Origin of the sequence: Saccharomonospora amisosensis (assembly GCF_011761185.1) — a bacterium.
Taxonomy (GTDB): Bacteria; Actinomycetota; Actinomycetes; order Mycobacteriales; family Pseudonocardiaceae; genus Saccharomonospora_A; species Saccharomonospora_A amisosensis.
Genome location: NZ_JAAOYM010000001.1, coordinates 3679490 through 3700859 on the forward strand (window position 1 = coordinate 3679490; position 21370 = coordinate 3700859).

At 69.2% G+C, this 21370-nt stretch carries 16 protein-coding genes, 1 pseudogene and 1 riboswitch; of the genes and pseudogenes, 4 read left to right on the forward strand and 13 right to left on the reverse strand.

Features of this window, described 5'->3' with window-relative positions:
- The first annotated feature begins 63 nt into the window (after positions 1-63).
- A riboswitch (SAM riboswitch) is annotated at positions 64-196 on the forward strand.
- 13 nt (positions 197-209) lie between these two features.
- Positions 210-1475, forward strand: a complete 1266-nt coding sequence (gene thrC / locus FHU38_RS17860; RefSeq protein ID WP_167172923.1) for a threonine synthase — start codon at positions 210-212, stop codon at positions 1473-1475.
- Positions 1476-1654: 179 nt separating this feature from the next.
- Here the strand turns inward: thrC and FHU38_RS17865 are convergent, their stop codons facing one another.
- The 7 genes from FHU38_RS17865 to nadD all read right to left on the reverse strand — a co-directional run bounded on the left by FHU38_RS17865 (position 1655) and on the right by nadD (position 8593).
- Complete coding sequence (locus FHU38_RS17865; protein WP_167172925.1) at positions 1655-4039, reverse strand: ComEC/Rec2 family competence protein; 2385 nt, start codon at positions 4037-4039, stop codon at positions 1655-1657.
- On the reverse strand, positions 4036-4719 hold the full coding sequence (locus FHU38_RS17870; RefSeq protein ID WP_390623325.1) for a helix-hairpin-helix domain-containing protein: 684 nt from the start codon (positions 4717-4719) through the stop codon (positions 4036-4038). Before FHU38_RS17870 ends, FHU38_RS17865 begins: the two co-directional genes overlap by 4 nt.
- Before the next feature lie 473 nt (positions 4720-5192).
- Positions 5193-6089, reverse strand: coding sequence for a DegV family protein (locus tag FHU38_RS17875; protein WP_167172927.1), 897 nt, complete (start codon positions 6087-6089; stop codon positions 5193-5195).
- Between the two features lie 9 nt (positions 6090-6098).
- Positions 6099-6869: a diglucosylglycerate octanoyltransferase gene (gene octT, locus FHU38_RS17880; RefSeq protein ID WP_167172930.1), complete on the reverse strand. Its 771-nt coding sequence runs from the start codon at positions 6867-6869 to the stop codon at positions 6099-6101.
- 2 nt (positions 6870-6871) lie between these two features.
- The gene (locus tag FHU38_RS17885) at positions 6872-7483 is read right to left on the reverse strand and encodes a histidine phosphatase family protein (RefSeq protein ID WP_167172932.1); all 612 of its coding nucleotides are present in this window, start codon (positions 7481-7483) and stop codon (positions 6872-6874) included.
- Positions 7480-7917: a ribosome silencing factor gene (gene rsfS, locus FHU38_RS17890; protein WP_167172934.1), complete on the reverse strand. Its 438-nt coding sequence runs from the start codon at positions 7915-7917 to the stop codon at positions 7480-7482. The genes FHU38_RS17885 and rsfS overlap by 4 nt, the downstream gene beginning before the upstream one ends.
- Before the next feature lie 76 nt (positions 7918-7993).
- The gene (gene nadD, locus FHU38_RS17895) at positions 7994-8593 is read right to left on the reverse strand and encodes a nicotinate-nucleotide adenylyltransferase (protein ID WP_167172936.1); all 600 of its coding nucleotides are present in this window, start codon (positions 8591-8593) and stop codon (positions 7994-7996) included.
- A 184-nt stretch (positions 8594-8777) separates the two neighbouring features.
- Here nadD and FHU38_RS17900 point away from each other — a divergent pair, with 184 nt between their 5' ends.
- Complete coding sequence (locus FHU38_RS17900) at positions 8778-10925, forward strand: RecQ family ATP-dependent DNA helicase (protein WP_313886879.1); 2148 nt, start codon at positions 8778-8780, stop codon at positions 10923-10925.
- A 112-nt stretch (positions 10926-11037) separates the two neighbouring features.
- Entirely contained in the window at positions 11038-12318 is a 1281-nt protein-coding gene (locus FHU38_RS17905) for an MFS transporter (protein ID WP_167172938.1), read from the forward strand.
- 21 nt (positions 12319-12339) lie between these two features.
- Here FHU38_RS17905 and proB read toward each other — a convergent pair whose 3' ends face one another.
- The 5 genes from proB to FHU38_RS17930 all read right to left on the reverse strand — a co-directional run bounded on the left by proB (position 12340) and on the right by FHU38_RS17930 (position 18652).
- On the reverse strand, positions 12340-13455 hold the full coding sequence (gene proB, locus FHU38_RS17910) for a glutamate 5-kinase (protein ID WP_167172940.1): 1116 nt from the start codon (positions 13453-13455) through the stop codon (positions 12340-12342).
- A complete protein-coding gene (gene obgE, locus FHU38_RS17915) occupies positions 13445-14911 on the reverse strand; it encodes a GTPase ObgE (RefSeq protein ID WP_167172942.1) in 1467 nt (488 codons plus the stop codon). The genes proB and obgE overlap by 11 nt, the downstream gene beginning before the upstream one ends.
- A 115-nt stretch (positions 14912-15026) precedes the next feature.
- A complete protein-coding gene (gene rpmA, locus FHU38_RS17920; RefSeq protein WP_009153330.1) occupies positions 15027-15284 on the reverse strand; it encodes a 50S ribosomal protein L27 in 258 nt (85 codons plus the stop codon).
- 15 nt (positions 15285-15299) lie between these two features.
- Positions 15300-15614 carry a 50S ribosomal protein L21 gene (gene rplU / locus FHU38_RS17925; protein WP_040926200.1) on the reverse strand — a complete coding sequence of 105 codons (315 nt, stop codon included), beginning with the start codon at positions 15612-15614 and terminating at the stop codon, positions 15300-15302.
- A gap of 110 nt (positions 15615-15724) precedes the next feature.
- A complete protein-coding gene (locus FHU38_RS17930) occupies positions 15725-18652 on the reverse strand; it encodes a translation initiation factor IF-2 N-terminal domain-containing protein (protein ID WP_167172944.1) in 2928 nt (975 codons plus the stop codon).
- A gap of 476 nt (positions 18653-19128) precedes the next feature.
- Here FHU38_RS17930 and FHU38_RS17935 point away from each other — a divergent pair.
- Positions 19129-20544, forward strand: a pseudogene (locus tag FHU38_RS17935) (S8 family peptidase); the annotation flags it as partial.
- On the opposite strand, the gene FHU38_RS17940 reads toward FHU38_RS17935, so the two are convergent.
- Positions 20542-21369: an ABC transporter permease gene (locus FHU38_RS17940; protein WP_313886818.1), complete on the reverse strand. Its 828-nt coding sequence runs from the start codon at positions 21367-21369 to the stop codon at positions 20542-20544. The pseudogene FHU38_RS17935 and the gene FHU38_RS17940 overlap by 3 nt on opposite strands.
- Position 21370: the final 1 nt, after the last annotated feature.

Sequence of the window (21370 nt, forward strand, 5' to 3'; positions counted from 1 at the left end):
CTGATCGACATGCCGTAAGGTGTGAGCCGAACCGCGCGGCCCGGCCGGCGGACAACCGAATACCGCTCATCCAGAGGGGCAGAGGGAACGGCCCGAAGAAGCCCCGGCAACCGGCGTCAGCCTGTCATCTCGATTCCGCGAGGTAGCTGGCGATCACGGTGCCAATTCCGACCCGTACCCGCGGGACAGATGAGGAAAGGAACCTCGCGATGACAGCAGCCGTCGAAACGACCACCACCGGCCGCGCCGTGGATCTCGGCCCCGCCGTGGAGCTCGTCTCCAAGGAGGAAGGCCACCGCCAGCCACTCGCCCCCGAGTTCGTCTCGGCCGAGGACTTCTCGCCGCTGGAGGTTGCCTACGACTTCGGCAGGGTCCGCCGGGAGGACATCGAGGCGGGCCCGCGCAACATCTGGCGCTACAAGAAGCTGCTGCCGGTGCCGTCGAACGTGGAGGAGATCCCGAACACCGAGCCTGGGTGTACCCGGCTGGTTCGAGCCGACCAGTTGGCGAAGGCGCTGGGTGTCCGACGCATCTGGGTGAAGGACGACACCGGCAACCCGACGCACTCGTTCAAGGACCGCGTGGTGGCCGTCGCGCTGGCCGCCGCGCGCGAGTTCGGCTTCGACACTCTCGCCTGCCCCTCCACCGGCAATCTGGCCAACGCCGTGGCCGCCGCGGCGGCCAGGGCGGGCTGGCGATCGGTGGTGCTGATCCCGTCCTCGCTCGAGCGGGCCAAGATCCTCACTACCGCCGTGTACGACGGCGCTCTCATCGCCGTCGACGGCAACTACGACGACGTGAACCGGCTCGCGACCCAGCTCGCCGCTGAGCACGAGAACTGGGCTTTTGTCAACGTCAACGTGCGGCCCTACTACTCCGAGGGCTCCAAGACCCTCGCCTTCGAGGTTGCCGAACAACTCGGATGGCGCCTGCCCGAGCAGATCGTCGTACCGATCGCGTCAGGCGCACAGCTGACCAAGGTCGACAAGGGTTTCCGCGAGCTCGGCGAGCTCGGCCTCGTCGAACCGACGCCGTATCGGGTCTTCGGCGCGCAGGCCACCGGTTGCTCGCCGGTCTCCGCCGCCTTCCGGGACGGCCACGATGTCGTGCAGCCCGTGCGGCCCGACACCATCGCCCGTTCTCTGGCGATCGGCAACCCCGCCGACGGCCCCTACGTTCTCGACACCGTCCGCCGCACCGGCGGTGCCATCGAGGACGTGACCGACGAGGAGGTCGTCGAAGGTATCCGGTTGCTGGCTCGCACGGAGGGCATCTTCACCGAGACGGCGGGTGGGGTGACCGTGGCAACCGCCAAGAAGCTCATCGAGGCCGGGAAGCTCGATCCCGACGCCGAGACCGTGCTGTTGATCACCGGCGACGGCCTGAAGACCCTCGATGCCCTCGAGAACCGCATCGGCCCCAAGGCCACGGTGGCCCCCAACGCCGCCGCGGTGCGAGAGGTGCTGGGCGAGTAAGGACCCGACAACACCCGTTGAGGCACGCCCTCCGGCATGGCCTCCCCGGACACGGCTTTGCCCGCAATGAGCGGCCCTCTCCGGCTAGGGCAGCGGCCGTCTGGCAGGGCAGCCGTCCCGGCGAGCACCACGCGGCCCCTCCGGTCTTTCAGGCCGCCCGGTGAGCGGCAGCCCACAGATCACCGGGATTGACCACGCCGCACCACAGCCGGTTGCCCGTCGATACCGACAATCGCCGTGTCACCTCCGGTGTCCGTACGGGCGATGAGTGCACCGCGACTCGCGGCATCGCGCAGCGTGCCCGGGTTCGGGTGACCGTAGGTGTTGTCCGCCCCCACACTCACCAGCGCGATTCCGGGTGCCACCGCCGAGAGAAACGGCGGAAGGCTGTACCGGCTGCCATGGTGAGGGATCTTCAACACCTCCGCACGCAGATCCGCTCCGGAAGCGAGTAGGTCCGCCTGCGCGGCCAACTCCACATCCCCGGTCAGTAGCACCCGACCCGCCGCCGTTGTGGCGCGTAGAACCACCGAACTGTTGTTGACCTCCGTTCCGTCGTCGCCTTGCTCGGAGGGGACATAACGCGGCCCTAGGACGTCCAGCCGCAGTCCCGGCCAGCTGAGCCGATCGCCGATGCCGACTCGCACCACTCGGGTGCCATGTGCCGAAGCTCGGTCCACGACATCGCGCCATACCCAGTCCGGGGTCCGGCCGGGCCCGACGGCGATCGCCCCAACCGCCCGGCCGTCGAACACCGCCGCCAACCCACCGACATGGTCGGCGTGCAGGTGACTCAGCACCACCAGCGGTATCCGTTCGACACCGAGGCGGTCCAGACACCGGTTCATCGGCCCTGGCTCCGGTCCGGTGTCCACCACCACGGCCCGGTCCTGTTCCCCTGTCGCGAGCACGATGCCGTCGCCCTGGCCAACATCGCACGCCACCAGTACCCAGTCACGCGGCGGCCACGGCGACGCCACCAGCCGCGCCGGGATTAGCAGCAGCAACGCGACAAAAGCCACCACGAGCGCGGCGCGCACACCCCGGTGTCTCAGCGCGACTACAAGCAGCACCACCACACCGAGTGCCAGCACTCCACCCCACCAGCCGGGCGGCCACGGCAACACCGCACCCGGGATCGCCGCCGCACGCCTGGCGACGCTGACCAACCAACTCACTCCCGGACCCGCCAGGTACACCAATGACTCAGCACCGGAACTCCACATCGGCGCCAGGGCCGCCGCCAGGACACCCAGCACCGTGATGGGCGCGACCACCGGGGTCGCCACGACGTTCGCCGCCACCGAGACCACACTCACCTCGCCCGCCATTCCGGCGATCACCGGAGCGGTGACGAGGAACGCCGCGACCGGCACAGCGATCCCCTGCGCCAGACCGACCGGCACGCCCCTACGGCACAACCCCGATGCCCAGCGTGGCGCCACCAGGACGAGACCCGCCGTCGCGACGACCGACAGCGCGAACCCCATGCTCGTCGCCAATGCCGGGTCGTAGAGCACGAGAACGCACACCGCCGCACCCAACGCAGGCAGGGCTGAGCCCTGCCTGCCCAGCACCAGCGCCAACAGTCCAACCGCGCCCATGAATCCGGCCCTGAGCACACTGGGCTCGTAACCGACCAGGACCACATAACCGACCAGTGCGACCGCCGCCCCTCCGGCCGACGTGAACGGTCCCAGCCGACACCACCTCGCCAACAGCAACACGGCTCCGCAGACGATGGCGACGTTGGTGCCGGAAACCGCCGTAAGATGCGACAGCCCGGCGGACAGGAACTCCTCCTCCACGATGCCGGGAAGCCCGCTGGTATCACCGACAACCAGCCCCGGCAACAACCCGGCTGGCTCCGTCGGGAGGACCTGGCTCGCCGATCGAAGCGACGACCTGACCGACTCGGCACCACGCTGCCACCAAGCCGCCGCCGTGAGGTGCCGCGGTGGTCCCCGAACGTGGACGACGGCGGCCGTCAGTTCGCCGTGCCTGGCGGGTGCAAGGGTGCCGCGCAGCGTGCCGCGCTGGCCGGGGAGTGCACTCGACCAGCCAGTCGCGGGCGCTATCAGTAGCACCCTGCCTGTCGACGCGACCGGGCTTCCCGCGACAGCGGCTCGTTCCACATCGGCGGGTATGAGCACCGAGCGCGCACCGGCACGCCTGTTGGCGTAACCGGGCGAACGCAACGGGCGGGGACGTTCGGTCAGCGTGACGTGCAGTTGCGCGGACGGGCCCCGCCGCGCCGCCTCACGTAACGGGTCGTGCTCGCTGATGTGAAGCCGCACGCTGGTCGGCCCCGCGGTGAGCAAGCCGCACACGAACAACGCACCCACCGCACCAAGCCAGTGGTGGGACCCGGTCCCTTGCCGGGTGAGCCGCCAGGCCAGCACGCCCGCGCCCACGGCAGCGAGTACTCCGCAGGCCGCTGCCGCCCACCACGTCCACAACAGACCGACCAGCGTCGAGACCCACACGGTGACAGCGGCGGGCACCAGCCTCGGGTCGTGCAGCGGGGGCGCCATGGACGCGCCTACGGGTGGAAGCTGGCTCATCGGACCGTCACCTGCTCGCGAAGATCCGCGAACCGCTTCTCCCCGATCCCATCGATCTCGCGAAGCTGTTCCACGGCTGTGAAGGGACCGTTGCGTTCCCGCCAGTCGAGGATGCGTTGTGCCGTCACCTCGCCCACGCCGGGCAGAGTTTCGAGTTGCCGCTGATCCGCGGTATTGAGGTCCACCTTCGTCGAGGTCGCCTGCCCGTCTCCTTCCGGACTCGGCGCGGGTTGTCTTGGTATCCCGGGCGGCACGGGCACACCCACATACAGCTGTTCACCGTCGGTGAGGCGTCGAGCCAGATTGACCGTGAGCAGGTCGGCATCCTGGCTGGCACCCCCGGCCTGGTGAATGGCGTCGGCGACCCGCGAACCGGGCGGGAGTGTGACCAGACCTGGGTTGGCGACCTTGCCGACAACGCTGACCACCAGAGGCTGCGAGGAAGCTCCCGCCTGCTCGTCGCCCGCTCCGGCTCTCGATGCCTGTCGCGGCGCGCTGCTGGTCGGGTTTTCGTTGGCTACCGGCAGCGGAGGCGGTCGTTCGGGCTCAGGCCGGCCCGCGACGAGCACGGCGGTGACCGCCACGACCGCGACCACACCGACGAGTGCGGCCAAGATGGCTACCCGGCGCGGATTGACGCCTGACGCACCGGGAAGTCCGCCTGGAAGCCAGCGCCGCACCAACCTGCCGGGGGCACCCGGCATCGCGTGCCGCGCTGCCCCCGAGTCTCCCTGCTCAGCGGACACCTGAGCCACCAGCTGAGCCAGCCTGATCCTCGGCGTCGGATATTCGGTGCTTCCAGGCGGGATTCCGCCGGGCTCGGTTGCCAGCTCATCCTGTCCCCTCTGCCGCGCTTCGCGTGTTTGGTCGAACACGTTTTCGAAACTAGGACGAGTGAGTTGTATGCGGTGGCGGCGAATCGCGGGGCCTGTGGACAACACCAGTTGTGTGGACAACTGCCGCGCGGGGCGAAGTCGTCGCGGGTAACGAGCTGATCTCGACTCGGGCACCCACCGGAACAGTCATCGGATAAACGCGAACCCGGGAGCGAAACACATCGAGAGGACGCCATGAACCAGCCATATCCGGCACCGCAGCCTCTCGGCCTCGCACCTGGCAGCACCACCAGTGGCCCGGCCGGGTGGGCGTGGAGCTACTGACCGGCCGCTCTGAGGGGCTTCTGCTCATCGGTCGGCGCGACATCGCCCGGCGGGCGCTGCACCACCACTCCGAGCACACCTGGACCGGTGTGCGCGCCGACAACAGCTCCCAGTTCGGACACCACGCAACCCCTGGACCGGGGCAGCCGCTCCTCGAGCCGCGTCGCCAACTCCGCGGCGCGCTCGGGGGAGGCAAGGTGGTGTACGGCCAGTTCGACTGTCTCCTCGCCCGCCGCCTGCACGGCGAGGTCGACCAGTCGAGTCGTCGCTCGGTTCATGGTGCGGACCTTTTCCAGCGGCCTGATCTCACCCTCCTGCATCCGCAGCACGGGCTTCATCGCCAACGCGGTGCCAAGCAGCGCGGCTGCATGACCGATCCGCCCACCGCGCCGCAGGTACTCCAAGGTCTCCACCACGAACAGCGTCTCCGACCGGTTCGCAGCCGACATCGCGGCGGCCTCGACGGCCTGCCCCTCCGCACCGTTCGCGGCGGCCGTGGCGGCGTGCAGGACCGCGAAGCCCAGACCCATCGCGGTACTACGGGAATCGACTACTCGTACCCGGTCAGGCCCGACCTCCTGAGCGGCGAGCACCGCCGCCTCCCAGGTGCCGGACAGCTTCTTCGACAAGTGCACAGACACCACGGTGTCAGCGCCTTCGGTCAACGCCTCGCGAAACACCGAGGCGAACTCCGAGGGTGTCGGCCGGGAGGTCGTGACGATCCTGCGTTGCCCGAGTGCCTCCGCCAGAGCGACCGGGCCAACCTCGACATCGTCCAGAGCTGATACCCCGTCGATGAGGACATGCAGCGGGACGACGCGGATACCGTGCCTCTCGGCGAATCCTTCCGGCAGGTGGGACGTGGAATCCGTGACAACGGCGACCGGCACGCGGCCAGCCTACGTCCCGGACGGCTCGGCGGCGCGAGACGGCTCGCCCGCCACGTCGAGCAGTGGCCGCAGCAGCTCGGCCATCGCCGTACCGACCACCGCATGGCCTTCCCAGCCCCAGTGCATCCCGTCCGGGTTACCCCGTCCGGCCAGCACGTGCGGCCCCACCACGGCCGCGACGTCGAGCACGGGAACCCCGCTCGTGCGCGCCCATGCCGCCACGGCCGCCTCGGTCGCCGGGCGCACGGTGTGCACGTATCGGTACGACGGCGCGCGGTGCACCGACGGCAGCCATACCACCACCGGCAACGACGGCCGCAGGATGCGCAGCGCTCCCACCGCCGTTCGCAGGTAGTGCACGGTGAGATGGGTAGGCAGCGCCGCGGGCCGTCCACCCGTCGCAACGGAGAGCACCGGCTGCGCGGCCAGATAGGCCTTGCGAGCGGCCCGGCGTAGCCGGTCGGGGCGCAGGTAGCGCAGTCCGGTGCGCAGGTAGGTTGGCAGCGGGGAAGGCAAAGTGTCCATGCTGCCCACCGCGAGCACCACCGCATCGGCCGTGTGCAGTTCCGCCCACACCCGCGGGTCGCCCGTCAGCGACCACCACGCGTCACGTGCGGTCCAGCCTGCTCCCGCGACGAGGTCGGCGTCGCCGCCAAGGGCCCGCGCGGCGACGTTGGGCCACAGTCGAGGCTCGTCGGCGGCGTAACCACCGTCAGGGCCGTGGAAGCTCAACGAGTCGCCGAAAACCAGCAATCGGGGCCGTCGCGGCACAACTGCCATGGCTACCCGGTCATCCCGGCGTTGTAGGCGTGCAGTCGCCAGAACTGCTCGCGCCTGACCAGATCGACCCAGTGGCAGTTCGAGATGCCGCCAAGCGAGGGCCACAGTTGGATGGGCAGGCCAAGTAACCGAGCCGTCAGCGCGATGATCAGCCCGCCGTGCGCGGCCAGCAACACCGTGTGGTACGCATCGTCGCCACTGATCAGGTCATCGACCACCTCGTAGGCGCGGGCGGCTACATCGACCCGGGATTCGCCCCCTGGCGGCGCCCAGGTGGCGTCGGCGCGCCAGCGGTCCCGCTCCCCCGGCGCACGTTCGTCGACGTCGGCGCCGGTGAGTCCTTGCCACTCACCCAGGTGTGTCTCGCGCAGCCGCTTGTCGATGCGCAGCGGCACGCCGATGGCCTCGGTCAGCACGGTGGCGGTGTCGGTGGCTCTGCGCAGGTCGGAGGCGATGACCAGGTCCGGCTCGAACCTCGCCAGCGCGGGAACGGCGAACCGGGCCTGGTTCCAGCCGACCTCGGTCAGCGCCGAGTCCAGATGGCCCTGCATGCGGCCGACGGAGTTGAAGTCGGTCTCGCCATGCCGCCAAAGAACCAGCCGCCGCAGGCTCACGGGGCACTCGATCCCGCGTCGCCATCACCGTCGGTGTCGTCGGTGTCCTCGGTGTCGTCAGCCGCGCGGTTTTCGCCGAGGCCAGGCACCTCGATGCGGGGGCAGTCCTTCCACAGCCGCTCCAGGCCGTAGAACGCGCGCTCCTCCTCGTGCTGCACGTGCACAACCACGTCCACGTAGTCGAGCAGGACCCAACGCCCTTCCCTGGCGCCTTCCCTGCGCACCGGCTTGTGCCCGGCGATACGCAACTTCTCCTCGACGTTGTCGACGATGGCACCGACCTGGCGCTCGTTGGGCGCCGATGCGATCACGAACGCGTCGGTGATCACGAGGCGGTCAGAGACATCGAGCACGACCACGTCGGTCGCCTTCTTGTCCGCCGCCGCGTGCGCGGCCGCGGTCGCGAGGTCTTGTGCTCCGGCCGTCGCTACCACGGTGCTCCTTCGAAATCGAACGTACGCTCGCAGCAGCGTACCCGCAGGCACCGACGAGCTACCCGGCTCGTCACGGCTACCGAACCGACAGCCGGCGGTACAGGTGCCGCTTGTCGATGTACCTGACCACGCCGTCGGGCACCAGGTACCACACCGGTTCCCCGTGCAGCACACGTTCGCGGCAGGCGGTCGAGGAGATGGCCATGGCGGTGACCTCGACGAGGCTGACCTTCCCCTTCGGTAGGTGGTTGTCGTCGAGGTGATAACCGGGCCGGGTGACCCCGATGAAATGCGCGAAGGTGAACAGTTCGTCGGCGTTACGCCAGGTGAGGATCTGCTCCAGCGCGTCGGCACCGGTGATGAAGAACAGGTCGTCGTCGGGGTATTCGGCGCGCAGGTCGCGGAGGGTGTCCACCGTGTAGGTCTGGCCGCCGCGGTCGATGTCGACCCTGCTGACCGAAAACACCGGATTGGAGGCGGTGGCGATGACGGTCATGAGGTAGCGGTCCTCGGCCTTGGAGACGATGCGGTCGACCTTCTGCCACGGCTGCCCTGTGGGTACGAAGATGACCTCGTCGAGGTTGAACCGGTACTGCACCTCGCTGGCGGCGACGAGGTGTCCGTGATGGATGGGGTCGAACGTGCCACCCATGACACCGATACGACGTGCGGCCATGAAGAACCACCCTATATCCGGCCCCCAGCACGAGCGGCGCGGATACGCGCGGGTCCACACCGCTGCCACTACCACCAGGCACAACAAAAGTGATGTAGGTCACATTACATGGTGAGCGGTTCCGCTCGCACACCCGCGAAGAGGACAGCAGGAGACCGATCCGGTAGAGCTTGACGGCGTGGACATCGACGTGGGCACCGAAGCCGGGATCGACGCGGGCACCGACACGGGCGACACGGCTCGCCAGCGGGCACAGGCGCTGCTGCGCGAACTCGCCGGGCAGCAGGCCGTGCTGCGCGAAGATCAGTGGAGGGCAATCGACGCGTTGGTCAACCAGCAACGGCGTGCCCTCGTGGTGCAGCGCACCGGGTGGGGCAAATCGGCGGTCTACTTCCTGGCGACAGCGTTGCTGCGCGAACGGGGCTTCGGCCCAACCGTCATCGTGTCGCCATTGCTCGCCCTGATGCGCAACCAGATCGCCGCCGCCTCCCGCGCGGGCATCCACGCCGCGACCATCAACTCCGCCAACCAGGACGAGTGGGCCCAGATCGAGACGGACATCGCCGAGGCGAAGGTCGACCTGTTGCTGGTCAGCCCGGAGCGACTGAACAATCCCGACTTCCGCGACGCGGTGTTGCCCAAACTCGCCGCCACGGCGGGCCTGCTCGTGGTGGACGAGGCACACTGCATTTCGGACTGGGGCCACGACTTCCGCCCCGACTACCGCAGGTTGCGCACCTTGCTGGGCGAACTCGCCGAAGGGGTGCCGGTGCTGGCCACGACCGCCACCGCCAATGACAGGGTCGCCACCGACGTGGCTGAACAACTGGGTATCGGCAGCCGCTCCGGCACCCTTGTGCTTCGCGGCCCGCTTGACCGGCGGAGCCTGCGGCTCGCCGTCGTATCACTGCCGACCGAGGCCGCGCGCCTGGCATGGCTCGTCGAGCATCTGAAACAACTCCCGGGTTCTGGCATCGTTTACACGCTGACCGTCAGTGCCGCACACGACGTCGCCGCGCTGCTGGCCGACCACGGTTACGATGTCGCCGCCTACACCGGCAGAACCGAACCCACCGACCGGCACGCCGCCGAGGACGACCTGCTCGCCAACCGGGTCAAGGCTGTTGTCGCTACTTCGGCGCTCGGCATGGGATTCGACAAACCCGATCTGGGCTTCGTCGTACATCTGGGTTCTCCTTCCTCGCCGATCTCCTATTACCAGCAGGTGGGTAGGGCCGGACGCGGAGTGCGGCATGCCGAGGTGGTCCTGCTGCCCGGCAAGCAGGACAAGGACATCTGGGCGTATTTCGGCTCGCTCGCGTTCCCCGACCGGGACCGCGTCACACAGGTGCTCGACACGCTGGCGAGTGCGGGAAGGCCGCTGTCCACAGCGGCCATCGAGCCGACCGTGGACCTGTCGCGCTCGCGACTGGAGATGGTGTTGAAGGTTCTGGATGTCGACGGTGCGGTACGGCGGGTACGCGGCGGGTGGGAGGCCACGGGCACGCCGTGGCACTACGACGGCGAACGTTATGAACGAGTGCGACAGTCGCGTGCGGCCGAGCAACAGGCCATGCTCGGCTACCTGGACACCGACGGCTGCCGGATGGAGTACCTGCTGCGCCAACTCGACGATCCGCATGCGGAGCCCTGTGGCCGCTGTGACAATTGCACCGGTCGGTACTGGACCACCGAGGTAGCTGCCGCCGTCACCGCCGCGACACAGCAACGACTTGTCAGGCCCGGTGTCGAGTTGGCGCCACGCAGACAATGGCCTACCGGCATGGCGGCGCTGGATGTGCCGCTGTCCGGCCGAATCCCCCGCGCCGAACAGGCACAGCCGGGCCGCACCCTCGGCAGGTTCACCGACATCGGCTGGGGCCCACGGCTGCGCGAACTGGTCGGCACGGGCGCCGAGGATCGCGAGCTACCCGATGAGGTGTTGCAGGCCTGTGTTTCGGTCCTGGCCTCCTGGGACTGGCAGCAACGTCCGGCTGCCGTGGTCGCCATCGCGTCGCGGAGCAGGCCACGGCTGGTCACCAGCCTCGCAGGCAGACTCGCCGAAATCGGCAGGCTGCGCTTCGCAGGCACCATCGAGCATCGCGAGGCAGCGCCACCGCGCAGGTCCAACAGCGCACGTCGGCTCGCCGACCTGTGGCGAGATCTTGTCGTGCCGCAGGATCTGCGGGCGAGCGTGGCAACCGCGGCCGGGCCTGTGCTGCTGGTGGACGATGTGGTGGACTCCGGATGGACCATCACCCTGGCCGCTCGTCAGTTGCTTGAGGCAGGCGCTCTCGCGGTGCTGCCGTTCGCGCTCGCGTCCACCGGGTAGTCGAAGTCGTTTCGCCATCCGGAAAGCCGAGCGCATGGATGTGGGAAAACTTCCGCCCCGCTCAATGTTGTGGCACAGTTCCACTCTCCCGACAGACACGCGGAGGGTCGACATGGTTGAGTCGAACGTCGGTGCGCCCGCTGTCCACCGACTCCCGGTGCGCAAGCTGTTCGCGGCCAGCGTGGGAAACGCGCTGGAGTGGTTCGACTGGACCATCTACGCCACGTTCAGCATCTACTTCGCCACCGCCTTCTTCCCCGGTGAGCTGGCGCAGATCAACACCTTCGCCACCTACGCGCTGGCCTTCTTCTTCCGCCCGCTCGGCGGCATGCTCATCGGCCGGTTCGCCGACCTCAAGGGTCGCAGGCCCGCGATGATCTTCACTATCGTGCTGATGGCGGGCGGTTCCGCGCTGATCGGCCTGCTCCCCACCTACGAGCAGATCGGCTGGCTGGCGCCGCTCATGCTGCTGCTTGCCCGCATCGCACAGGGACTGTCGCTCGGCGGCGAAGTATCGAACGCATCCGCCTACCTCGGCGAGATCGCGCCCCCCGCACGGCGAGGGCGATACTCGTCGTTCTTCTACATCTCTACCGGGAGCGCGGTGCTGCTGGCCTCGGTGCTGGGCTTCGTGCTCGCGCGCACGATGGACGATGCTCAACTGCAGTCGTGGGGCTGGCGGCTCCCGTTCCTGCTCGGCGGGGTGCTGGGCGTCATCGGCCTGTGGCTGCGGACCAGCCTGGAGGAGACCGAGCAGTTCAAGGAGAACAAGACCACCGCCCGCAGGGTCAGGCACCCACTGATCACCACATTGCGCGCACACCCGAAGGCTGTTGGGCAGCTGGTCGGCTTCACCATGCTGTCCACACTGTGCTACTACACGTTCTTCAGTGCTCTGACACCGTTCGCCGTGGAGTCACGCGGCGCCGACGACGTCGATGTCTTCCTCGCCCTGTCCATCGCCACAGCGATCTTCGTCGCGCTGCAGTACCCCATGGGCGCGCTGTCGGATCGCTTCGGCCGCAAACCGCAGCTCATGGTGTGGTCGGCCGCGATGGCGGTCCTCATCGTCCCGTTGTCGACGCTGGTGCGGCCGGGTCTGCTGAACCTCCTGGTGGTGTTCTGCGTCGGGCTGAGCCTGTACACCGCGATGACCTCGATCGCACCCGCGATCATGAGCGAGCTGTTCCCCACGTCGCTGCGCGCGCTCGGTATCGGTGCCTGGTACAACCTCACGGTCGCGACCTTCGGTGGCACGGCACCGCTGGTGATTACGGCGCTGGCGAACGCGGGCGCGGCCGGAGCCTTCTTCTGGTACGTAGCCGCGGGCTCCGCCGTGGCGTTCCTGGTGATCCTGAGCCTGCCGGAAACCAACCGCAGCGAACTACGCTGAGCGGGATCGCGAGCCGACCGGTCAGCGACCGCGCAGCGGCACCAGATCGTCGGCGTGTACGACCTCGCGACGCTGGTCGGGCGGCAGCTCGTATGTGGACCTGCCGATCAGGTCGGGCAACTCGGTGACGTCGAAGGCGACGACGCCACGGGCCACCACCTCCTGTGCCGGGTCGACAAGGTCCACCACGTCGCCTGCCTGGAAGTCGCCGTCCACCCCGGTGACACCCGCGGCCAACAGCGAGCGCCGGTTGCGTACCACCGCCGCCACCGCACCGTCGTCGAGGTGGAGCCTGCCTCGCGACCCCGCCGCGTATCCGAGCCAGAACCTGCGCGCCGACAGCCGGGCGCCGGCCTGCTGGAACGCCGTGCCGACATCGGCCTCCCCCAGCGCGCGCGCGGCCTCGGCGGCCGCCGCGATAAGCACGGGAATTCCCGCGGCCGCGGCGGTGCGAGCAGCGGCGACCTTGGACATCATGCCGCCCGTGCCAAGCCCGGAACTCGACATCCCCACCGCCAGGCCGTCGAGATCGGATTCCGACCTCACCTCGGCGATCTTGCGCGTGCCGCCCGCACGCGGATCGCCGTCGTAAAGAGCGTCCACATCGGACAGCAGTATCAGGCCGTCGGCGCCGATGAGGTGGGCCACGAGCGCGGCGAGCCGGTCGTTGTCGCCGAACCGGATCTCCTCTGTGGCCACCGTGTCGTTCTCGTTGACCACCGGCACCGCACCCAGCGCCAGTAGCCGGGCGAACGTCCGCTCGGCGTTGCGGTAGTGCGCCCTCCGCACCACGTCGTCGGAGGTGAGCAACACCTGGCCAACCGTGCGCGAGTAGCGACCGAAGGATTCGGCGTAGGCATGGGCCAGCGCGAGTTGGCCGACACTGGCGGCTGCCTGCTGAGTGGCCAGATCGCGCGGGCGGGCACCCAACGACAGCGGCGCCAACCCCGCCCCGATCGCACCCGAGGAGACGAGCACGATCTGGGTCTGTCTGCCCAGCCGGCCGGCGATCGCATCGACCAGCGCGTCCAGCCTGGCGATGTCCAGCCCGTCCCCGGTCGTGGTCAGCGCCGAAGAGCCAACCTTGACGACCAGGCGCCGCGCGAGCGCGATCGCGCGCCGGGCCTCACTCGTCATCGATGTCCTCTTGGGTGTCCGCGTCGGGCTCAGGCAGACCCTCGCGCCGGATACGACGTGCTTCCTTGCGTTGCGCGGCGGTGATCCTGCTCCGGTCGGCCAGCCTCGGGTCGCTGCCCCTTCCGGCGAGCACTCCAGCGACACCGGGCGTGGACGGCTCCCAATCGAACGTCACGTCCCCGATCGTCACCGGGCTTCCTGGTTCGGCACCCTGGCGGGCGAGCTCGTCCTCGACGCCGAGCCGGTTCAACCGGTCGGCCAGGTAGCCGATGGCCTCGTCGTTGCCGAAGTTGGTCTGCCGCACCCAGCGTTCCGGCCGCGTGCCCCGGACGATGAAGCCACCCGGCTCGTCGGGGTCGGGCTCCACCGTGAAGCCGCCGTCGTCGACGGCCTTCGGGGTGAGCACCACCTTGGTCGGCGTGGGCGGCGGCTGCGCGGCGCGGTAGGCGGCCACGATCTCGCCAAGCGCGAAGGTCAGCTCGCGCAGGCCCTTGCGGGTCACGGTCGACACCTCGAACACGCGCAGGCCGCGAGCCTCGAGGTCCGGCCGCACCAGCTCGGCAAGCTCGGCGGCCTCCGGTACGTCCACCTTGTTCAGCACCACCACGCGAGGCCTCTGCGCCAGATCCCCACCGAGTGCGGGCGTGTAGCGCGCGAGTTCGGACTCCAGTGTGTCGACGTCGCTGATCGGGTCGCGGCCCGACTCGTATGTCGCGCAGTCAACCACGTGCACCAGCACGGCACACCGTTCGATGTGCCGCAGGAAGTCCAGTCCCAGGCCCCTGCCCTCGCTGGCGCCAGGGATCAGCCCGGGCACATCCGCCATCGTGAAAACCGTGTCACCCGCGGTGACGACCCCGAGGTTGGGTACCAGCGTGGTGAACGGGTAGTCGGCGATCTTTGGCCGCGCGGCGGACAGCACCGAGATGAGCGACGACTTGCCCGCGGAAGGAAAGCCCAACAGCCCCACATCGGCCACCGAGCGCAGCTCCAGCACCAGGTCCCGGGTCTCCCCCGGTTCACCGAGGAGCGCGAACCCGGGGGCTTTGCGAGCGCGCGAGGCCAGCGCGGCGTTGCCGAGACCCCCTCGGCCACCCTTGGCGGCGACGAAGCGGGTGCCCGCGCCGACCAGATCGGCCAGCACTTCCCCGTCCTCGGTCAGTACGACGGTGCCGTCCGGAACGCTCAGCTCAAGCGACTCCCCCGCCGCTCCGCTGCGGTTGCTGCCCTGTCCCTGCTTGCCATTGCCCGCGCTGGCATGGGGACGGAAGTGGAAATCGAGCAGGGTGTGCACCCCCGGGTCGACGACCAGTACCACGTCTCCACCGTTGCCGCCGTTGCCACCGTCGGGTCCGCCCAGTGGCTTGAACTTCTCCCGGTGCACCGAGGCGCACCCGTTGCCGCCGTTGCCTGCGGCAACGTGGATCACCGCGCGGTCGACGAATCGGGACGCCATCGTGCTGCCTCTCTCGTGGACGGAACTCTTTCCCCTGTCACAGCAAAACGAGGGGCGGGGCCGGATGTGTTCCGGACCCGCCCCTCGTTCTGGGTTCGCGTGCTGGCCGGGCCGGTCAGGCCTCGGCCGGCACGATGTTGACCGTCTTGCGGCCACGCTTCGTGCCGAACTGGACCGACCCCGCGGCGAGTGCGAAAAGTGTGTCGTCGCCACCACGGCCGACGTTCACACCCGGGTGGAACTTGGTGCCGCGCTGACGAACCAGGATCTCGCCTGCCTTGACGGCCTGACCGCCGAACCGCTTGACGCCGAGGTACTTCGGGTTGGAGTCACGGCCGTTACGAGAGCTGGACGCGCCCTTCTTGTGTGCCATGGCTGGTCAGGTTCCTTACTTGTTGATGCCGGTGACCTCGACGCGGGTCAACCGCTGCCGGTGACCCTGCCGCTTGTGGTAGCCGGTCTTGTTCTTGAACTTGTGGATGCGGATCTTGGGGCCCTTGGTCTGCTCGACGACCCTGCCGGTGACCGAAACCTTCGCCAGCGTGTCGACGTCCGTCGTGACCTCGTCGCCGTCGACCACGAGGACGGCGGGGAAGGTGTGCTCGGTGCCCGGCTCGCCCTCGAGCTTCTCGACCTCGACGACATCGCCAACGGCGACCTTGTACTGCTTGCCGCCGGTCTTGACGACTGCATACGCCGACACGGAAGTCTCCTGGTTACTCGACTGTGGGTTTGGGGCTCATGAGGCCCGCTCCGATCGCGGGCCGTCATACAGGTTACTGGTCGGCTCCGACCTGCACCTCACGGGGGTGGTCATGAGCCGTTCTCCTGCGCGTGCACCGGTGGGCCCGCGGGCCGTGTGGCCGCGCGGCGTGGCCTGCGTGTGGTGGTGCGGGTAGCGGGCACCGGAACGGACGACCCCGCCTCGGCTTCGGCCTGCGCCCCCGGTTCCTGCTTCGCCGGGGCTTGCGGTTGCGTCGGGGCTTGCGATTCCGCCGAGGTGGTGCCCGGCCCCGGCTCGGCGGTGTCCGATGGGCTCGGTCGGGTCTGCTCCAGGGGTGGTGCCGTCTCCCGCTCGGGTGCCGCTGAGGTGGACTCAGGGCTGCGCTGCGGTCTGACCGCCCGCCGGTGCCTGGCCCTGGACTCCTTCGCACGCTCACCAGCGGCCTCGGGCTCGGTCGTCTCCCCCTGCGGTTCGTGCCCGTGAGCGTGGCCGTTGAGCTTCGGAGCTTGCTCGCCCTGTCCACCTTCGTCGGACTTGCCAGCCGACTTGGAGGCGTTGGCCATCGCCTGCACCGCCGACACCACGGACTCGCGCTGTTCGGGCGTCGGGCCCTGCTCCGCGGGCTTCGGCTCGGCTTCCTCGGCCTTGGCCTTGTTTCGTGACCGCCGCGACTGGCCGCCGCCCCCGCCGCCTCCGTTGCCGACACCACGCTGCGGTTCCGACGAGACGATCACGCCACGGCCCTTGCAGTGCTCACATGTCGTCGAGAAGGCCTCCAGCAGCCCGGTGCCCACGCGCTTGCGGGTCATTTGCACGAGGCCGAGCGAGGTCACCTCGGCGACCTGGTGCCGGGTGCGGTCCCTGCCGAGGCACTCGGTAAGCCTTCGCAGCACCAGGTCTCGGTTTGACTCCAACACCATGTCGATGAAGTCGATCACGATGATGCCGCCGATGTCGCGCAGCCGCAGCTGGCGCACGATCTCCTCGGCGGACTCCAGATTGTTACGGGTGACCGTCTCTTCAAGGTTGCCACCGGAACCGGTGAACTTGCCGGTGTTGACGTCGATCACCGTCATCGCCTCGGTGCGATCGATGACCAGGTACCCGCCCGAGGGCAGCCACACCTTCCTGTCCAACGCCTTGGTGAGTTGCTCGTCGATGCGGTAGTCGGCGAAGACGTCGCCCTTGCTCGCATAGCGCTTGAGGCGGTCGGAAAGGTCGGGGGCGACGTGATCGACGTAGGCGTGGATGGTCTCCCACGCGGTGTCGCCCTGCACCTCCAGCCTGGCGAAGTCCTCGGTGAACAGGTCCCGCACCACCTTGACCAGCAGATCGGGCTCCTCGTAGAGCAGCGCAGGCGCGCCGGACTTCTTGCCGGAGGCGGAGTCGGCCCTCTCCTTGATGACCTCCCACTGCGCCTTGAGCCTGCGCACGTCCCTGGCGAGTTCCTCCTCGCTGATGCCCTCCGACGCGGTCCGGATGATCACACCCGCGTCCTCGGGCACGATCCGCTTGAGGATGTCCTTGAGCCTGCGCCGCTCGTTCTCCGGCAGCTTGCGAGAGATGCCGGTGGCACCACCGGCCGGGACGTACACCAGGAACCGCCCCGGTAGCGAGATCTGCGTGGTGAGCCTGGCGCCCTTGTGCCCGACCGGGTCCTTCGTGACCTGAACCAGCACGTTGTCGCCGGTGGCGAGCGCCTGCTCGATCTTGCGGGCCTTGCCCTCCAGCCCGGCGGCGTCCCAGTCCACCTCACCGGCGTAGAGCACGGCGTTGCGGCCCCTGCCGATGTCGATGAACGCCGCTTCCATCGAGGGCAGCACGTTCTGCACCCGGCCGAGGTAAACGTTGCCGACGATCGAGCCGCTACCCGAGGAAGTGACGAAGTGCTCGACGAGCACACCGTCCTCCAACACGCCGATCTGCGTGGAGTCTCCCCGTTCGGCGACGACCATGGTGCGCTCGACCGATTCCCGCCGGGCGAGGAACTCCGCTTCCGACAAGATCGGCGCGCGCCTGCGCCCTGCCTCCCTGCCGTCCCTGCGCCGCTGCCGCTTGGCCTCGAGCCGGGTCGACCCACGCACGCTGCGGACACCGTCGCGGGGCTCGGTCTTGGCTTCGGTCTTGGCTTCGGTCTTGGCTTCGGTCTTGGAGTCACGGACGTGGGTGACCGTGTTGGGCGGGTCGTCCGAGGTCGCCTCGGTGGTGTCGTCCTCACCGCTCTTGCGGCGGCGGCGCCTGCGCCTGCGCTTGCTCGCCGACTCCGGCTCCTCCGCCTCTCCACCGTCCTCCGGCTTACTCGGGGCGGCCTCGGCCTTCTCCTCTTGCTGCTTCTCCTCGCCACCTGCCGCGGTATCGGGGCTCTCCTGCTGCTCGTCGGCGAGTTCCTCGCCACCCTTGCCTCGTCCCCTGCCTCGGCGTCCGCGACGGCGCCGCCTGCGGCCGCCGCCCTCGCCAGACTCACCGTCGTCGTCGGACCTGCCGGACGGTTCCTCCCGGGTCTGCCCGGCCTCCTCGTCCTCCTCGGCCTGCTGCGGCTCGGGGCGCGACGGCTGCTCGGCCGCGACGGGCTCCGGCGGCAGGAAGACCGGGGACGGTGCCGCGAACACCGGGGTGGCAACCGGCTGCGGTGGCGTGCTCGGCTCTGGCGGAGCCACCGGCGGTGGTGTCGCGGCGACAGGCGGCGGCTGCGAGGACACCAGCTGTGCTGTGTCTTGCGTCTCACCGGGCTCGGCGGTCGCCTCGGCCGCGGGTGTGGCCGTCTCGGCTATGGCACTGTCCAGCACCCCGAGCGACTCGGCCACCTTGAGTGCCACGTCCTTGTGAACGCCTGACTGCGGGCTGCGAACCTCCTCGCCAAGGTCGGCGAGCTTCGCCAGCACCTCGCGGCTGCTGGCACCGAGTAACTTCGCCAGGGCGTGGACCCTGATCCTGTTCGGCAGTTCCGCCAGCGCAGCGGCTGTGGATGTGGCGGTAGTCCCGCCAGTGTTCTCGGCGGGTGTCTCCGCGTTCGACATACATCTCCTCCGCCCCCGGGCGCGTTCAACACGCGGCCGCGCAGGGGCCGTTTCCTGTTTTGTACCGCCGTGGTGGGCTGCACCGCCGACGGGAATCCTTGCCTCTCGCGCCGCCGAGGTGCCGGGTGACCGGCACACCGCCGACGGCAGGTCCCACGGTGCCGCGCCAAGCGAGTCCGCGCGTTCGACGCCTCCCATGTCGTCCAGCCGCCCGGCACCTTGCGCGCGGCGGCGACGACCTTCGACTCTTTCAGCACGTCACCGGGCCACCAGTCGCTGCGCCCCACCCGTACGGCGGTGGCAACGGCTCGGCAGCCAACACCCAGTATCCCACACGGCGAGCACGTCATCGCGCGCTTGGTGGCGAGCCCCTCTCGGCCGGGGGAACTTCCGATTCCGGCTTGTCCCTCCCCTGCCCGCTGGTTAACGTGCGCCCCGGCAGGGAAAAGCCGAGTCAGTGGCAGACGGAGGCCGGCGTGCGCGGGCGTGGCAGCGTGGTTCTCGCGTGTGTCACTCTCGCGCTCAGCGGCCACCTCGGTGTGACAAGCGCCACGGCCGCTCCGGCGAGTCCCTGCGACTTGGACGGTCCGCGACTGCGCTACGTCGTCCTGTTCGACAAGGGCACCACCGCACCCGGCGCGCAGGAACAGGTCCGGGCCGCGTGCGGCACCGTCACCGGCTACTACCCGGAGATCGCCGTCGGAGTCGCTGTGTCCTCCACCACGCTGTTCGCCGAGCGCATCGGACCGGACAGGGCGTTCAGCGCGGAAGCGGCCCGGCTCGCGCGGCGCGGCACGTGGTCCGCGCTGCCCAGGAACGCCCCGCGGATACCGGCCCTTACCGGCATGGACGTCGCCACCGACGACCGCACCGCCGAACAGTGGAACCTGCGCGCGATCAACGCCACCGCCGCGCACAACGTCGACGTGGGTAACCGGGATGTCGTCGTGGGCGTCCTGGACTCCGGGATCGACCCCACCCATCCCGACCTCGCGGGCACGGTCGACGCGGACTTGTCGGCGGGTTGCCTCTCCGGCTCGCCGGACCGCGCCCGCTCGGCGTGGGAGCCGACAACGTCGGCGCACGGCACTCACGTCGCGGGCATACTCGCCGCCGCGGACGACGGCCGGGGCGTTACCGGGGTGGCCCCTGGCGTGCGGCTGGCATCCGTGAAGGTCATCGACGAACACGGCTACGTCGATCCCGAGGCCGCCGTATGCGGGCTGCTGTGGGCCGCACGCAACGGCATGCAGGTGGCCAACAGCAGCTTCCTGGTGGCACCGTGGCCGACATCATGTGCCTCTGGCAGCGGACAGCAGGTAGTGCACGAGGCGCTGGCCAGGGCAGTGGAGTACGCAGAAGCGGCGGGCACGCTCACCGTGGCGGCGGCGACCAACGAGGGCGTGCAGTTGACCCGCTCCAACCCAAGCGGTCTCGCGTCCGAGTCGGACAGCAGCACCTGCGAGGCACTACCGGCCGGGCTGCCGCAGGTGATGGCCGTCTCCTCGGTCGACCGCGCAGGCCTCAAGGCTCCGTACAGCTCGCACGGGCTCGGCGTGATCGACCTCACCGCCCCCGGCGGCGGCACCGACGACTGCGTGCTGTCGACGGTGCCGTCCGGATACGAGTCGATGTGCGGCACCTCGATGGCGGCACCTCACGTGGCAGGGGTGGCGGCGCTGCTGGCTTCCCGGCTGCCCGGCGCGACACCCCAGCAGTTGCGCGCGGCGCTGACCGGGCAGGCCTCGCCACTGGGGTGTCCCACCGACTACGACTTGGCGGGCGACGGCACTCAGGACGCCTACTGCACCGGCTACAGCGGCTACAACAGCTTCTACGGGCACGGCATGGTCGACGCGCTGGCCACCGTGTCGGCGGTGCCCGCAGGCTCAGCGCAGCAGCAGGCGGTGCAGCCTGCGCGACGTTCCGTAGAGCCCGAGTACCGCCAGCACGAGCAGGTACGCGAGGTGCCCGAGCATCGAGACGTCGAGCACGCCGACGGACAGTCCCCTGGTCAGTTCGACGCCGTGATACAGCGGGAGGCACTGCACGACTACGCGCAGCACCTCGGGATAGACGGTCAGTGGGTAGAAGGTCGTTGAGAACAGGAACATCGGCACCACTGCGAGCTGGATGAAGTCGAACTGCGACGGCGATCGCAAGAACGTGGCGCAAGCCATACCGGCCGCGGCGAACGCGAAGGACACCAGCAACGCCACCGGCACGAGCAACAACGCCCAGGGCGAGACCACAAGCCCCATCCCGGTCATCACGCCGAAGAACGCCAGCGCGTAGAGGCCACCCCGCAACACGGCCCAGCCGATCTCACCAAGCGCGATGTCGAACGGTCCGATGGGCGTCGCCAGCATCGCGTCGTAAGTCCTGTCGTACCGGAACTTGAAGAACACCCCGAAGGTGGAGTCGAACACCGCGCCGTTCATCGCCGAGGCCGCGAGCAGGGCAGGGGCGACGAACGCGACGTAGCTCATCGGCTGCCCATCCGGGCCGGTGACCTCGGCGACCAGCCTGCCGAAGCCGATCTGGAACGCCAGTAGGTAGAACAGCGGCTCGACAAACCCGGAAAGGAACACCAGCCAGCCGCGCGAGTAGGTCAACGCGGAACGTTCGATGATCGCCTTCGCGCGGCCGGAGTACAGCCCGGGCGGCAACACCCGCGGCAGCAGACCCCGGCCGGGTCTCGACTCCAGGACCGTCACG